The 15,520-nt window shown below is 41.8% G+C and carries 9 protein-coding genes; 5 read left to right on the plus strand and 4 right to left on the minus strand.

Annotation, left to right across the window (positions count from 1 at the left end):
• Positions 1-820: 820 nt before the first annotated feature.
• The 3 genes from V7K61_RS19930 to V7K61_RS19940 all read right to left on the minus strand — a co-directional run bounded on the left by V7K61_RS19930 (position 821) and on the right by V7K61_RS19940 (position 4,302).
• On the minus strand, positions 821-1,966 hold the full coding sequence (locus V7K61_RS19930; protein WP_335055871.1) for a hypothetical protein: 1,146 nt from the start codon (positions 1,964-1,966) through the stop codon (positions 821-823).
• A gap of 770 nt (positions 1,967-2,736) precedes the next feature.
• Positions 2,737-3,804 (minus strand): agmatinase SpeB, encoded by a 1,068-nt coding sequence (gene speB / locus V7K61_RS19935; RefSeq protein WP_335055873.1) that lies wholly within the window; start codon positions 3,802-3,804, stop codon positions 2,737-2,739.
• 195 nt (positions 3,805-3,999) lie between these two features.
• On the minus strand, positions 4,000-4,302 hold the full coding sequence (locus V7K61_RS19940; protein WP_292775585.1) for an acylphosphatase: 303 nt from the start codon (positions 4,300-4,302) through the stop codon (positions 4,000-4,002).
• A gap of 515 nt (positions 4,303-4,817) precedes the next feature.
• On the opposite strand from V7K61_RS19940, the gene V7K61_RS19945 reads away from it, so the two are divergent.
• The 5 genes from V7K61_RS19945 to V7K61_RS19965 all read left to right on the plus strand — a co-directional run bounded on the left by V7K61_RS19945 (position 4,818) and on the right by V7K61_RS19965 (position 12,746).
• Positions 4,818-5,195, plus strand: a complete 378-nt coding sequence (locus V7K61_RS19945) for a DUF1823 family protein (protein ID WP_334895975.1) — start codon at positions 4,818-4,820, stop codon at positions 5,193-5,195.
• Positions 5,196-5,549: 354 nt separating this feature from the next.
• On the plus strand, positions 5,550-7,208 hold the full coding sequence (locus V7K61_RS19950; RefSeq protein WP_335055875.1) for an alpha-amylase family glycosyl hydrolase: 1,659 nt from the start codon (positions 5,550-5,552) through the stop codon (positions 7,206-7,208).
• A 198-nt stretch (positions 7,209-7,406) separates the two neighbouring features.
• On the plus strand, positions 7,407-8,465 hold the full coding sequence (locus V7K61_RS19955; protein WP_335055878.1) for a 3-deoxy-7-phosphoheptulonate synthase: 1,059 nt from the start codon (positions 7,407-7,409) through the stop codon (positions 8,463-8,465).
• Positions 8,466-8,967: 502 nt separating this feature from the next.
• Positions 8,968-11,160 (plus strand): lytic transglycosylase domain-containing protein, encoded by a 2,193-nt coding sequence (locus V7K61_RS19960; protein WP_335055880.1) that lies wholly within the window; start codon positions 8,968-8,970, stop codon positions 11,158-11,160.
• A 209-nt stretch (positions 11,161-11,369) separates the two neighbouring features.
• Positions 11,370-12,746, plus strand: coding sequence for an MATE family efflux transporter (locus V7K61_RS19965; RefSeq protein WP_335055882.1), 1,377 nt, complete (start codon positions 11,370-11,372; stop codon positions 12,744-12,746).
• A gap of 220 nt (positions 12,747-12,966) precedes the next feature.
• Here V7K61_RS19965 and V7K61_RS19970 read toward each other — a convergent pair whose 3' ends face one another.
• Positions 12,967-15,336 (minus strand): transglycosylase domain-containing protein, encoded by a 2,370-nt coding sequence (locus tag V7K61_RS19970; protein ID WP_335055884.1) that lies wholly within the window; start codon positions 15,334-15,336, stop codon positions 12,967-12,969.
• Positions 15,337-15,520 lie beyond the last annotated feature (184 nt).

Raw genomic sequence — 15,520 nt, forward strand, 5'->3', positions numbered from 1 at the left:
AAGATAAAATCTCTAGTTTTGGCTAGATGACGCTATAATTATAGTGATAAATAATCAATCAGTAATCATAATTATAGTTCAGTATGGTTAGTGATTTTTTTAGCAATCTTTTCAAAGATGTAATTAATATACAAGCCTATTTTTTAAAAGTTTATGGGAGTTATTATTACTCAATTTTTTACCAAATCTATATTACTTGATTAAGTGTGCTATTTTTTCGCATCAATCGAGTATAATTGGGCAAAAACAATTAGTTCGCTGTGGTGGAAATTTGCCTACCTTTAACAAGTTGTTCAGAGCAACTTATCTAGTTAATTGAGATAGTAGCTAGATTTACGTCGTGCTGTACTAGTACAATGTCTAAGCTAGTAAAAGAGGTTTTGTAATAAGGGACTTGCGTAAAAATAAAGTACCAATAAACCGAGTTTCGACACTATTAACCCGTAGATCCTTAAGCACTTTAGTCCTTACTACAAACTTGCTTACCCATCAATTTAAACTAAATAAGCTTGATTAATATTTTTAATATACTTCTTTTGGATGATTGACAATTTAATATAATATTGCTGTTTGAGCAGCTTTTAGTTAACAATTGCCCTCATGTTTAATTTTAATCCTATGTGGTATTTACAAAACGGCGAATTAAATAAGTATTTCAACCAAATATTGCCGTAAACACCTTTCATTGTTTCGCTATCTTGAAAATGAACTTTTAAGATAGTGCGATCGCCAGCATCTGGGAAATTTAATTTATAAGAGAGTGGCGAGTCTGTAGCTAGGTTCCCACCACTCTCTTATTCTTCTATTCCATCAATGAAGTTTATGATTGCGCGCTGGCTACAATTTGATTCCAGGCTTTGACTGCTGTCTGTAAATTGTTTGGCAGGTTATTTTGAGAAATATCGTTGTACTGAACCGTACCTTCTTGGCTAGTGAGAGTGTAGGTGATATAATCAGCAGCACCACTGGGGGCTGGGTAACTCAAATTCCGAAATTGACTAAACTGAGAACGTTTTAGCGATCGCACAAATTCTTGCACCTGTTGCACAGAAACACGGCGAACACTACGTTCAGAATCATTAGCATCACCAATCCGCACGCGAATCAGTCGCCCATCTTTGAGTAAAACAGTCTCATAGGTTCTGCCAGCAAAACCCCCGCTGGAGATTTGGCGAAATACTATATCTCGATCTAACGGTGGTGGTAACTCACTAGCTGGAATTTGCACAGGATTCAGTGTAGTTTCGTTAACCTTTTGATTCAGCCTGAGTGCGGAACCTGTTTGATTGGTATGATAAACCAAGGTTTGGCCAACTCCGCCGACAACCACCCGCCAGCCACTTCCTATAGCCTCGGTACAGTTTTCATCAGGACGTGGTAGATTCAAACAGCCATTACTCCAAGTTTGCTGTTGAGCCTCAATAATAGTTAACTGAGAAATTGGCTGTTGCAAACGTCTGGATGCGGCTTGTAAAACCGCATTTTTTACAGATGTAGGTAATTTATTTGGCAGATTTTCTGAGGGAGTATTTGCCGAAGCTAAACGTAGCGATCGCCCATTGTTATTGGTATGATAAACCCAGTTTTCTTTGCCATTAGATACCACAATCCGCCAACCAGGAACTAATGCTTGGGTGCAGATTTCATCAGCTTGAGGTAGTTCCAAGCAACCATTGCGCCAAGTCTGCTGATTGTAGTCAATAATTTGCAGTTGTCTAGTAAAAACTCCCTGCCTGCGGGCTAAATCTCGCAGTACTGCATTAGCTACTGGACGTGGCAAGCGATTTGGTTTAATATTGTCTTTGAGAACTTTATTGCTTGTTTCTAGAGAAAAGTTCGCAGAAGCGCCTGTAGCACTTTTGACAAGTGTTAAACCGCTAGCAACAGACAAAATTCCAGTTAAAATAAAAGCAGTGAAAATTCGCCCTTGATTGGTGTTAAAGTAGTTTTTTAGCATGATTTTCATAGTAAAATAGAACTAAAAAATAGTATCCAGCCACTAATAGACAATAAAGTATATAATTCCAGAACTTTATCAGCTGGAATTATTTTAGTATCTATATTCTGAGAGATATATAGAGACAGACGCTGATGTACTGATTGTTTGTTCCTTATACTAATTCTCGTTGAAGAAGAATTCAGACTTCAGGATTCAGAATCAAGACGCTCATTCGCCCTTGGCGTCTCTCTCCCCTTCTCCCAAAGGGAGAGGCTAGCGCCAAGGGATAAGACTCGCTAACACTGCGCTATCTATCAGCGGAGGATTCAAACCCACCACTGATTGAAAACCACTAAATCTTCTCTTTCGGAGACGCTGTTCGCGTTTGATTTGGTGGGGATTTTCAACCCTCTTATAGCGTTTACTAATCACATGAGGTACATCATAGTCCCCTCCTTGCTTGTGGGGAGGGGGTTGGGGGTGGGGTTCTTGGGGTTTAGTAAGTAATCAAGCGGACATGATATTATTCATCCACCAGCAATACACTGAGTTTCGACACTTCGACTGCGCTACCTCGGCTCCCTTCTCTACGAGAGGCTGCACTTCGGCTACGCTCAGTGACCACGCCAACGACTGCGCTCAGGGCAAGCCGCTCGGCACAAGTCAGTGCATCGCTGCGCGGTAATCGAGCGAAGTCGAGATTCAACTACCGCCTGTCGTACCACTTGCCTACAGCACGCTGCGCGAACGTGGAAGCAAGCTACGCGGAGCGTCTCCAAGAGTTGTGTCGTACAGAATTAATTCTGACTCCTGACTCCTGACTCCTGAATTCTGTTTGATAAATCCATCAAATTTGCCAACTTGTAAACTACCCGCGCTCCAACATTACCATCCCACTCTGCATCACCGACTTCGCAGATATCAAAGCCAATAATTTTTCTTCCACTATTGACCAATTCTCGGAACAGACAAAAAGTCTGCTCTAATTCCAACCCACCTGGAACAGGAGTACCCGTACTCGGACAGAGTTTTGGATCTAAACCATCTACATCAAAGCTAATATAAACATATTCAGGTAAATGACTGATCATTTCTCGGCATAAATCAATCCAAGTTGTTCCAGAGTAAAGCTTTTGCTTAATAGCTGGGTCGTAATAAGCAATAATGCGACTATCGGATTGGTCAATCATTTGCACTTCATCATGACTAATATCACGCAAACCTACCTGCACTAACTTAGAAATTTGCGGTATTTTCATCGCATTAAACATAATTGATGCATGGGAAAACTCAAATCCCTCATAAGCATCGCGTAAATCTGCGTGGGCATCAATGTGCAAAATACCATAGTTTGGGTATTTAGCTGCTAATGCTTGGAAATAACCTAAAGGCGAACTGTGATCTCCACCAATGACTGCAACTCGCTTACCATTATTAAATGCTGCCTGACAATTTTCAAACAGCCATTGATTAACCTGTTGACCAGCCTGATTAATTTCTGTCAGCACAGATGTTAAATCTGGTGTATCGGAGAGTTGTTTACCTTGGGCTAATCGCTCGATAATTTTTGCTGCCAAGCCGCGGTAGTATGTGTTCTTCTCTAAAATATCTTGGGGAATTTCTTCCATAAAAATTCCCTGCTTCCAACCATCAGGATTATCAAAATCGAACAAATCTAATTGAGTCGAAGCATCTAGAATTCTCTGTGGGCCATTAGCAGTGCCAGCACCATAGGAAACAGTCACTTCCCACGGTACACCAAAGACAATCAAGTTTGCAGACTGATAATCGCAGGGCAAACCTAAGAGGTTGCCATTTATTTCACCTACGCCGCTGGGATTGTAGTCTTTTAATTGATTACTCATTGAGTATCTTCTGGATTTACGTGGATAGACAGCACGCCGCCTAGTTGACATCTGCATTGTAATCAAAATTTTTCACAGGCGGTAAACTGCTTCAAAAGATGAACAGGAAAAACCCACGAGTATACAAGTCACTTCAGCATAGATTATGGGCTGCTACAGGGGATAGTTTGTCTTTCCTGTGCCCTTGTTAACTCCCTACTCAACCCGCTTAACTTCAAATCCCCGCAACCCTTCTGGTTCCTCATACTCAACCACAACATCTTTAACTACAGCAGCAGGTGGCCCAGAGTGACACCAACGAACCATGTCATCTACAACCTCTCGCGCCCCTTCAAAAACTGCCTCTACTCGATTATCGGGGAGATTCCGCACCCAACCGGTTAATCCCAATTGCCTAGCTGTATCGACAGTGGAATAGCGATAGCCCACTCCTTGGACTCGGCCAGAAATGAATACATGGGCGCGGATAATCTTTGGCAGTGCTGTAGAATTCTGCATAGACTGGTCTAATCTTTACGATTCCAGTCTACCTAGTTTGTGTATACACAATCTGTTTTTAACTCCAACTCGCCAAATTAATCCCAGTCTTTCTCAATACCTACTAGTTTTTGTATATTTCCCGAACTTTTCAAGTAATTGAACTACCCTACTCTTCATTGAAGTCCTATAGGAATCATATTTGATTTCTGAAAAAATCTCGGTAGTCAAGTAATGGACTGTCATGGCTTTAATGATTGCAAAAAAATTGTAGGTTGGGGAGCCACAGCGCCCTTGCGGGTTCCCCGCGTTGTAGCAAGTGGCGTTGGAGGCTTTGCCAAAGCCAACATCCTGATAATATGTTGGGTTGCGCTCCGCTCCACCCAACCTACGTCTATGTCTAATGAACTATTTTGCGTAGACAGTCTACTACGTGCATTTCAAAAATCAAATACTAGTTCCTATAGTCTAAATACCTGAAAACTGCTGTAATTTAATCAGTAGTCAATTTTTCCACTTGGAATTTTAAATTGTTTATGTCTAACCTGCCACCACTTAATACAGAAACAATTTGGGCGATTCTTGACGATAAACTTGATGATGCCACAGTCAACCAGTTGCTATGGCATTATTTAGGCTATCGCTATGACTCCTCAATTGCACAATGGGACGTTAGCCAAGTTGCACCAGAATGGCATAATGAATACCCACAACCACCAGATTTCATTGAATCTCGCCCCGCAACTGTCAAGCTGACTCGTTCCATTCCGGCTGAAAATAAACAAATGCTAAAAGAAAAACTGGGTTTCAAAGGTTACAAAATTGGGGAATTTGGGCCTCGGCAAACTCGCAGAGCGACAGCGGCGAATTGGTTATTAAGTTATCTACAACAAGCTAATAGCAAAAAAGATTAACTTTGTAACATATATTTGGTAAAAAGCATCCTATTTTTACCAGATAAATACTGTATTTGAACATGGTTAAAACTTTTACTTTGTTTAATATTTTTATGTATTTGTATGCGGTAGGTTAAAAAACATTAGTTTTATAGACAATCTTTACAAGATAGTAAATCCGTATTTGAGTCAACAAATAAATATTATAAACAGACAAAAATCAACAATATTCAGTTAAGTTTTATAAATAAAATATAAATTATTCCTGAAGAGAGAAGCACTCACGATCTAATTATTTCTCTAGAGCTATTTGCAAATTCAATTCAGCATCAGAGAATATTTCTATCAACCCTTGATATTACAAATACTTCTATGGCAAAGCCAATTGAATTTAATTTATTTGCACCTTACAACAAAGGAGCCGCATTAATTGGTTCTTTTTCTGATTGGCAAGATATTCCAATGGAAAGAGGTGATGATGGTTATTTCCGCACAAGTGTTGAATTAGAAGACGGCGTTTATAAATATAAATTCCGCGTTCAATCAAATTCATGGTTTTTTGAACCAGAACAATGGGTTGATGTTACAGATCCTTGTGCAACTGACATAGATGAACAAAGTGGAAAAGACGATGGTGTTATCAGGATCAAAGACCGCAAAAGGATTACTGATACTTACGTTTGGCAACATGATGACAAACCTTTACCTGCTGACCACGAATTAGTAATTTATGAATTGCACGTTGGTGATTTTTCTGGTGGCGAGGACGATCCTTATGCACGAGGTAAGTACAAACACGTCATTGAAAAGTTAGACTATTTGTGTGAACTGGGAATCAACGCTATTGAGTTGATGCCACTTAAAGAATATCCTGGTGATTATAGTTGGGGTTATAATCCCCGCCACTTCTTTGCAACAGAATCTAGTTATGGTTCGACTGCTGAGTTAAAAAATTTGATTGATGAGTGTCACGCTAAAGGTATTCGTGTAATTCTTGACGGTATTTATAATCACTCAGAAGCATCTGCTCCATTAACACAAATTGACCACGATTATTGGTATCATCACGAACCTCGCGACCCTGATAATAATTGGGGGCCTGAGTTTAATTACGAACATTATGATGAAAAATTAGATATTAAGCCAGCCTGGAAATTTACTGGTGAGGCAATCCGTTTTTGGATATCAGAATATCATCTTGATGGTATTCGCTATGATGCGGCGCGGCAAATTGCTAACTACGATTTCATGCACTGGATTGTTCAGGAAGCCAAAAAAACTGCTAGCATGAAGCCTTTTTACAACGTTGCCGAACACATTCCTGAAACTCCCAGCATTACCAATGTAGATGGGCCAATGGATGGTTGCTGGCATGATAGTTTTTATCACTGCATTCTAGAACATATTTGCGGTGATACATTTGATTTGGAGCGTCTTAAAGATGTCATTGACTGCAAGCGCCAAGGCTTTTTGGGTGCTACCAATGTAGTAAATTATCTCACCAACCACGACCATAATCATGTCATGGTTGAACTGGGGAACCGTGAGATTTTTGACGAAGAAGCATTTCGGCGGGTTAAATTAGGAGTAGCGATCCTAATGACTGCTGTTGGTGTACCTTTGATTTGGATGGGAGAAGAATTTGGCGAGTATAAACCTAAACAACCTGAATCATCCAAAATCGATTGGACGCTGTTAGGTAACGATCTAAATCGTGGTTTATTTGAATCATACAAAGGCTTAACCAACCTGCGTAAAAGCAATCATGCTCTCTACACAGAAAATATCGATTTTATCCACGAAAATCCTGAAGCAAAAGTATTAGCTTATACTCGTTGGAATGATGAAGGTTCTCGTGTAGTCGTAATTGCAAATTTTTCAGAAAACTTTCTAGCAGGCTATCACGTTCCTAACTTTCCTAGCGCTGGGACATGGCACGAATGGACAGGCAATTATGATGTCGAATCTGGTGAAGATGGCATCATAATTGACTTGGGGCCATACGAAGCTAAAGTGTTTGTATGGCAGTAATGATATACACTACCACTAAGTCGGTAGTCCAATAGAAAAGAAAAAGGGGAAAATATTTCCCCTTTTTTAGTTATGATTTTACTCGGATACAGTTTAATAAGAAATTTGTCAAGCAGAAAACAAGCTATTTTAAAATTTCATAGGTTTGTGTTACACTTCTGAGTTGAAGTGCGTCTATAGTATTGCCAAAGCATCCCCATGCACAACAAATTATTTAATAGTAATATCGACAACGCTAACATTGAGAACGATCGCATTTTATTAACCCCCAATGAAGTTAAGTCAAAATTACCTTTAACACAATTAGCTGAACAAAGAGTTTTAGCATATAGACAGGAAATAGAAGATATCCTCGATTTTAAGGATCGCAGGAAATTTATAGTAGTTGGCCCATGCTCAATCCACGACCCAAAAGCAGCGCTCGAATATTCTGAGAGATTGAAAATATTGTCCGAGCGAGTCAAGGATAACTTGCTACTAATTATGCGAGTGTATTTTGAAAAACCAAGAACAACTGTAGGCTGGAAAGGGTTAATTAACGATCCAGATATGGATGATTCTTTCCATGTAGAGAAAGGTCTATTAATTGCACGGGAACTACTATTAAAAATTACAGAGTTTGGATTACCTGCTGGCACAGAAGCACTAGACCCAATCATCCCTCAATACATCAGTGAACTGATTACATGGTCTGCCATCGGCGCACGCACAACTGAATCACAAACTCACCGCGAAATGGCAAGTGGGCTTTCGATGCCTGTAGGTTTTAAAAACGGTACTGATGGCAATATTCAAGTAGCTTTGAATGCCCTACAATCTGCTGGAAACCCGCATAATTTTCTGGGAATTAATCAAAACGGACAGGTCAGCGTCTTTAAAACTAAAGGTAATGGCTATGGTCACGTAATTTTAAGGGGTGGTAGTCAACCCAACTTCGATCCAGCAAATGTCAAACTGGTAGAAGAGAAATTAAAACAGGCAAATCTACCACCAAGAATTGTGATCGACTGTAGCCACGGCAATACCAATAAAGATTACAAATTACAAGGTGCTGTCTTAGAAAATATTATTCAGCAAATAGTGGATGGTAATACATCAATTGTTGGCATGATGCTGGAATCGCATTTGTATGAAGGTAGTCAACCAATTACTGGTAAACAAGAAGAATTAAAATATGGTGTTTCTGTAACTGACAAATGTATTAACTGGGAAGAAACTGAAAAAATTATTTTGGCTGCTCACGAAAAACTTAAATGAGAATTCAGAATTCAGAAGTCAGAATTCAATCAATGGGGGATTTAGAGAATGTTTATCAAGCCTGAAAGTATACTAAAACCCCACTTCTGTTTCTCTTCGCGGAACGGGGAGAGGCTTTGAAATCCAACTTTGGGCGAAAGCACGGCAGCTAATGACCTGGAAAAAGCGCCCAAGTGGTGACGACGAATTTTATTTATCGAGGAAAGGTTTAAGAGCCGCGCTGTTGTGTAAGCTTGCCGCAGGGTAGGAGAGTTCAGTGGCTACAAATCAGTAGGAATCGAATCCTCAACAGAAGAGTTACCTCCTGCCGTCTTTTAAGATATACCCAAGATAGATGTAATAATATTTAATATGTGCTAACAACTCAATACTACCAACTGAAAGATTGAAAATTAGTATTTTTCTACATAAAATTAAAAATCTAAAAATAAAAATTGGTAACACTGATGGTTAGGAGTGTTAGAGTTTCAAGAAATTCACCGAAACTTTTCAGCGGGTATTCATGCTGAAGAAACTACAGAAAAAGCAAATTTCGATAATTGCGGGTGCGGCGCTGTTTGCCTTTTTGACTGGGGCAATGGTATCAGCACCTGAGATTGGTAAATCTCTGGGAAAATGGCTCAAACTGAGTCAGAATCAAGCAGAGCAAAAATCGGACGGTAGTGTTGCCCAATCAGCCGTCTTTGGGCTGATATCGCAATCGCTGCCAGAACGGGCGGCAAAACTAGCAACGATCGCTCAAGAATCGCGATCGCCTGATCGAAATCGCGCTCGTTATCTTTTGGCGAGTGATTATATTGAAAGAACTCAAGGGCAAAAAGCTCTAGTTTTACTCCAAGGACTAGAGAAAGACTATCCCATCCTCGCGCCCTACATTTTGCTGAAACAAGCTCAGGCAGAGGATATGCTGGGCGAGGACGGCAAAGCCTCGGATCTCAGGCAAAGGGTGCTGAAACAGTATCCCAAAGAAGCGGCCAGCGTGAAAGCGCTATATCTGATTGCTCAACCAAAGCAACAAGAAACTGCGATCGCTCAATTTCCTTCCAATCCTCTAACTTGGGAAATTATCCGCAAACGCTTGCAAGAAAATCCCAATCAGCCACAATTACAGTTGATTTTGGCTAAGTATGCCTACGATCAACCAGGCATAGTGGGCGTTTTGGATCAGCTAGCAAAACAGACTACCCTCAAACCCGAAGATTGGGAACTCATTGGTACTAGCTATTGGGAAAATAGTCAATTTCCGAAAGCGGCCAATGCTTATGCCAAAGCACCCAAAACATCCCGCAACCTCTACCGTACTGCACGCGGGTTACAGGTGGGAGGCAAAGATAAAGAAAAAGCGATCGCCACCTATAAACAATTAGTGCAGCAATTTCCCAATAGTGAGGAAGCTGGGACGGCACTACTACGGTTAGCAGAAACCGCAAAAACACCTCAAGACGGCTTACCGTATCTTGAGCAGGTAATTAGTAAATTTCCCAAACAAGCTGGTACTGCACTGGTACAAAAAGCCAAAATCCAAACTCTCAAGGATCAAAAGTCAGCTAGCGCGGCGTGGCAATTACTCATAGGTAAATACGGTAACTCTGACGAAGCCGCAGAATACCGTTGGAAAATCGCCCAAGATAAAGCCAATGCTAAAGATTACGTCGGTGCTTGGCAATGGGCAGAACCAATTGTCACCAATAACCCCAATAGTATTTTGGCTCCCAGAGCAGGCTTTTGGGTAGGTAAATGGGCGGCTGCACTGGGGAAACAGCAAGAATCTAAAACTGCTTATGAATATGTGGTTAGCCAGTTTCCCTACTCTTACTATGCATGGCGATCTGCGACAATGTTGGGGCTAAATGTCGGCAACTTTGACAACGTGCGCGTCATGAACCCGGAAGTCATCGCGCCCCAGCGTCCAGTACCGCCTGCTGGTTCTGAAACTTTCAAAGAATTGTATCTACTAGGTCAAGACCGCGATGCCTGGTTACAATGGCAAACAGAATTTCAGAACAAAATTCAGCCAACAGTAGCAGAGCAATTTACTGAAGGGTTGATGCGGCAGGCTAAGGGAGAAAATCTCATCGGAATTGATGAAATTTCTAAATTAGAAGACCGAGAAATACCAGCCGAACTTGCCCAATATCAAACTCTGAGTAAACAAATCACCTACTGGCAAGCGCGTTATCCATTTCCTTATCAGCGAGAGATTGAAAAGTGGTCTATTGACCGTAAACTTAATCCTTTGCTAGTAACTGCTTTGATGCGTCAAGAGTCACGGTTTGAACCAAAAATCAAATCTGTCGCTGAAGCTACTGGTTTAATGCAGCTGTTACCGAGTACAGCTAAATGGATCGCGCCACAAATCAAGGTGGATTTCAAAACAATAAGCTTAGAAAATCCCAACGATAACATCATGCTGGGTACATGGTATTTGGGTCATACCCACGATCAATATAACAATAACTCCTTGCTGGCGATCGCTAGTTACAATGCTGGCCCCGGCAATGTCTCCAAATGGTTACAGACTCTAACTACAAAAGATCCAGATGAGTTTGTTGAACAAATTCCCTTTGATGAAACTAAAAACTATGTGCGGCAAGTATTTGGCAATTACTGGAATTATCTAAGGCTTTACAACCCGGAAATTTCTGGCATAGTGACAAAGTACTCGACCACACACCCACAACTGCCGGCGCAATAATTTGAGAAAGTTATGAGTTGTGAGTGTTGAGTTCAAGCAATTTTTTAATTCAAAGTTCACAACTCATAGTGATATCTGTTTGGTCATGTGCTGGTAAGAGTGTTATTAAACACAATTTTTGGAGAGGCGATCGCTAATAGGTTGAGTTTATTTCACGTGTAGGCGTTAATATATCTTAATGTATTCGGTATTGCTTTTTTAGCGCCCCAATGGAGTTAACTTCAAAAGAATTTAAGTCAGAACTGATATTAGAAGTCCAAGCCTGCCTGCAATTAGCAGTTCCCTTGGTAATTACTCAAATATTAGAAGCCGGCATTCCTTTATTGGATGGGGTAATGATGGGCTTACTTAACAGCCAAGCTTTAGCTGCGGGTGCTTTAGGTGCTGTTGCCTTTTCTACTCTAGCTTCCGTTTGTCGTTCTATTCTTTCAGCTGCGGGTGTGAATGTCGCCAATGCCTTTGGTGCAGGAAAAATAGACCAAGTTAGCCGTGCTACCGGTCAAGGAATTTGGTTAGCTGTGACGATGTGCTTACCTGTAATGTTTATCATTTGGCACTTTGATTATATCCTGCTGCTAACTGGCCAAGAAGAAAGCAATGTATTATTGGCTCAAACATATTTGCGAGCTATTGTTTGGGCAATTCCTGCTGCCCTCGGTTTTTGTATCTTAAAAGAAGTTAGCTCTGCCCTCAATCGCCCCCAATTCTTAACAGTAATTACGGTAGCTGGACTACTATTAAATGGGATTGCTAATTACGTGCTAATATTCGGTAAATTTGGTTTACCAGCCATTGGTTTAGCCGGTATCGGTTGGGGAAGCACACTCATTTTTTGGTTAAATTTTATCGCTGCCGCCAGTTGGATTTGCTTTGATAAATACTTTAAAGAATATCAACTTAATAGCGCTTTAAATCAATTCGATTGGGAGATGTTTGTAGATATCTTCCAAACTGGATGGTTTTTGGGGTTGCAGTATGGAGCAGAAATTGGAGTATTTACTGCCACTGCTTTACTGATGGGGTGGTTTGGGACAGACACGTTAGCAGCCCATGAAATTACCGTCGAGACAGAAAGTTTTGTCGAAACAGTGTCTATAGGTATTTCCTATGCCGTCACGATGAGAGTAGGACAGTTGAGGGGACAAAACGATCTTAAGGGTGCAAGCAGAGCGGGATTTGTCTGTATTGCGCTTGTTACTCCCATTGTGAGCATTGTGGCACTAATTTTTTTGCTGTTTCCCAACTATATTGTGGCAATGTATTTGGACACCAGTAATCTAGATAATATCGAGATAGTTAAAACGGCAACTTCTTTTCTTGCTGCGGGGGCAATAGTCCAAATATTTTATTCTATTCAGACTATTGCTGCTGGTGCTTTAATCGGGTTGAAAGACACCAAAGTACCAGTCTTAATTACTATGTTCGCTTACTGGGGAGTAGGTCTAGGTGGGGGCTATCTGATGGCATTCACTTTCGGCTGGGGTGCTATAGGTTTATGGTTGGGTTTAGTACTAGGGCTACTTATGGGTGCAGTGCTTTTAACGGGGCGTTTTTATCTTTTGACTTCTGAGATTGAGTCTGGTTGACTAAAGACGACTTGGGGACAAGGAGAAAGACTTGTTGTAACCCGGATTTCTCACTTGTGAGAAATCCAGTGTAAGTTCTCACCTTTTGTCCCCTTGTCCCCCCTGCTCCCCTGCTCCCCTGCTCCCCTGCTCCCCTGCTCCTCGGTCACTGAGCGAAGCCGAAGTGCTACTCCCTGCCCCCTACCAAGTCGTGCATAGTATCAACAATACCCACTTCTCATTACTGGTTAGAAGGTCTAAGTCTATCCCGCCAAGATGGTGGTGACGATGAAGAACCAGAACTATTTGCGGGAGGCAACTCTCGCCGACTTCTTGTAGGTGGGGGTGAATCAGATTCTACTCTTCTAGAGCGTCGCCGTGGAGTAGATGATTCTGAGGAGGAATTACTAGAACTTGATTCGCTGCGATCGCGTCTTCTCCGTCTTGGGGTATAATCGCTCGATTGCTGTTCTTCTTGAGAATAGCTTCTTCTGCTTCTACGTCTGCGAGATGAACCACTCTCATCAGAATTTCTCGCACTTTCCCCTTCTGAGTCATCATCATTAGAGGCAATAGAACGATTCAGCATTTGTTTGGGCTTGATAGACTGGGCTTTGATAGTGCCTTTGCGACCGTCTAACTTGGGTCGTTTGGGAAACTTTTCTACAGGCATCCCCTCTACCGCTTTTTCCATAAATTCGTGCCAAGTATAAGCGGCACTACTACTACTGCCATAAGTGGGGCGGTTGTCATCGTTACCTAGCCATACCCCTGTCACCATCTGAGGAATGTAGCCAATAAACCATAAATCGCGGGCTTCGTCGGAGGTGCCGGTTTTGCCTGCAACTGCTCTATTATCTAATTGAGCAGCACCGCCAGTTCCCGCTTCGACAACGTTGCGTAGCATCCAAGTCATGATGGCGGCACTGTCAGCGTCAAGGGCGCGTTTTGACTTGAAATTAGCTGACCAGATGACTTTGCCTTGGCGGTTGAGGATGCGGGTAATACCATGAGGTTCTGCGTGCAATCCTTGAGTTGCAAAACTACCATAAGCGCTGGTTAACTCTAGCAGATTGACTTCATTTGAGCCAAGAGCCAAGGAGTAGGTGGGCTTAAGTTCAGATTTTATCCCCATATCATGGGCAAGTTTAATCGTTGGGGTAAATCCCACATCAATCAACACCTTGACCGCAACAATATTAACAGAGCGGGTGAGGGCATCTCGGATGTTCATTGAACCCCGGAAGTTTTCACTATAATTTTTTGGTTCATAGCCATCTACGACAAAGGGCGCATCCTCGTAGCTATCGTAGGGGCTTTTGCCAGTTGCGATCGCAGTGGCATATACAAATCCTTTAAATGTCGATCCTGGCTGCCGTTGTGCCTGGGTAACTCGATTAAACTGATTTTTACCAAAGTCTTTTCCCCCCACCATTGCCTTAATTTCACCGTTGCGGGGGTCTATGGCCACCATTGCCGCTTGCTTAAAGTTTTCCCAGCGTCCTTGATTTCGCAATGTTTTCGCAACTGCCTCTTCTGCGACCTTCTGCCAACTTGGGTTGAGGGTGGTTTCTACTACTAAACCCCCACTTTTTAGCACATTAGCAGAAACATACTTCGGCAATTCTTTTTGGATGTAGCTGGTAAAGTAGGGTGATTCTACTTGGACTCGCTTGGGTGAGCTGCTTTTAAGGGTTAATGGCTCCTGAATGGCTGCTTGCCTTTGCTCTGGTGTAATTACTTTATCTTCTTGCATCCGTAGCAATACTAAGTCACGTCGCCGTTTTGCCGCTTCGGGATTTTTGTCTGGGGCGTACAAGCTAGGAGCAGGAGCTAATCCCGCAATCGTTGCCATTTCCGCAAGGGAAAGTTGATCTGGCGACTTACTAAAGTATACCCAGGCGGCATCTGCCACACCATAAGCTCCAGATCCCAAATAAACCAGATTTAGGTAACGCTCTAGAATCTGATCTTTGGTTAATTCTTGCTCCATTTTTTGGGCTAGGCGAACTTCCTTGAGTTTGCGCCAGATTGTCTGCTCTTGTTTCAAAAACAGAATCCGCGTTAACTGTTGGGTGATGGTGCTACCACCTTCTACCACACCTTGCGATCGCAAATTACTTAAACCCGCTCTGACAATCCCTTGCGGATCGACTCCATTGTGTTGCCTAAATCTTCTATCTTCTGAGGCGATGAAAGCTTTTTTTAAATTATCTGGTATTTGTTCTAGCTTTAGCTGTTCTCTGGTCGCTTCACCTTGTTGTTGTAATATAGTGCCATCAGCAGCTTTAATGGTCAGTGTTTGCTCTCGAAACACAGCATTCAACTCGGACTGATCTGGCAAAGTCCGATCTATTAAACTGATGCCGTAGATCGAGGCAACTATCCCACCACCAACACCCAAACCTGCCCAAAACCAGATGCGGCGATAGAGTGGTCTAGCGCCAGTTGCCCGATTGACCCTCATCTTAGATGGTAAAATTTTCATTTTGCTCAGTAACTGCCTCGTCTGCGCCAGATATGCTGGTGGTAAGCTCTCATTCGTTCCTCCTTGTCCAGAGTCACTCAAATTAGTTGGTCTTCGCTTGAACCAGGAGGTAAGCTTCCCCACGTCAGTTCCTCGCTCAAAGTAGTAAGCAATTATATAACCACCATCAATCAACTTTGGGGTTATAGCACTACCATTGTGTTAGTATAATATCCTATAAATAATTAACTGAATTCACTATAGAAATAATGTTTTTTAAATTTGGTTAATTTAGTTTTGTAAAAAATGCGGCAATTTTGATCGCTAC

It is taken from the genome of Nostoc sp. (assembly GCF_036918015.1).
Lineage (GTDB): Bacteria > Cyanobacteriota > Cyanobacteriia > Cyanobacteriales > Nostocaceae > Nostoc.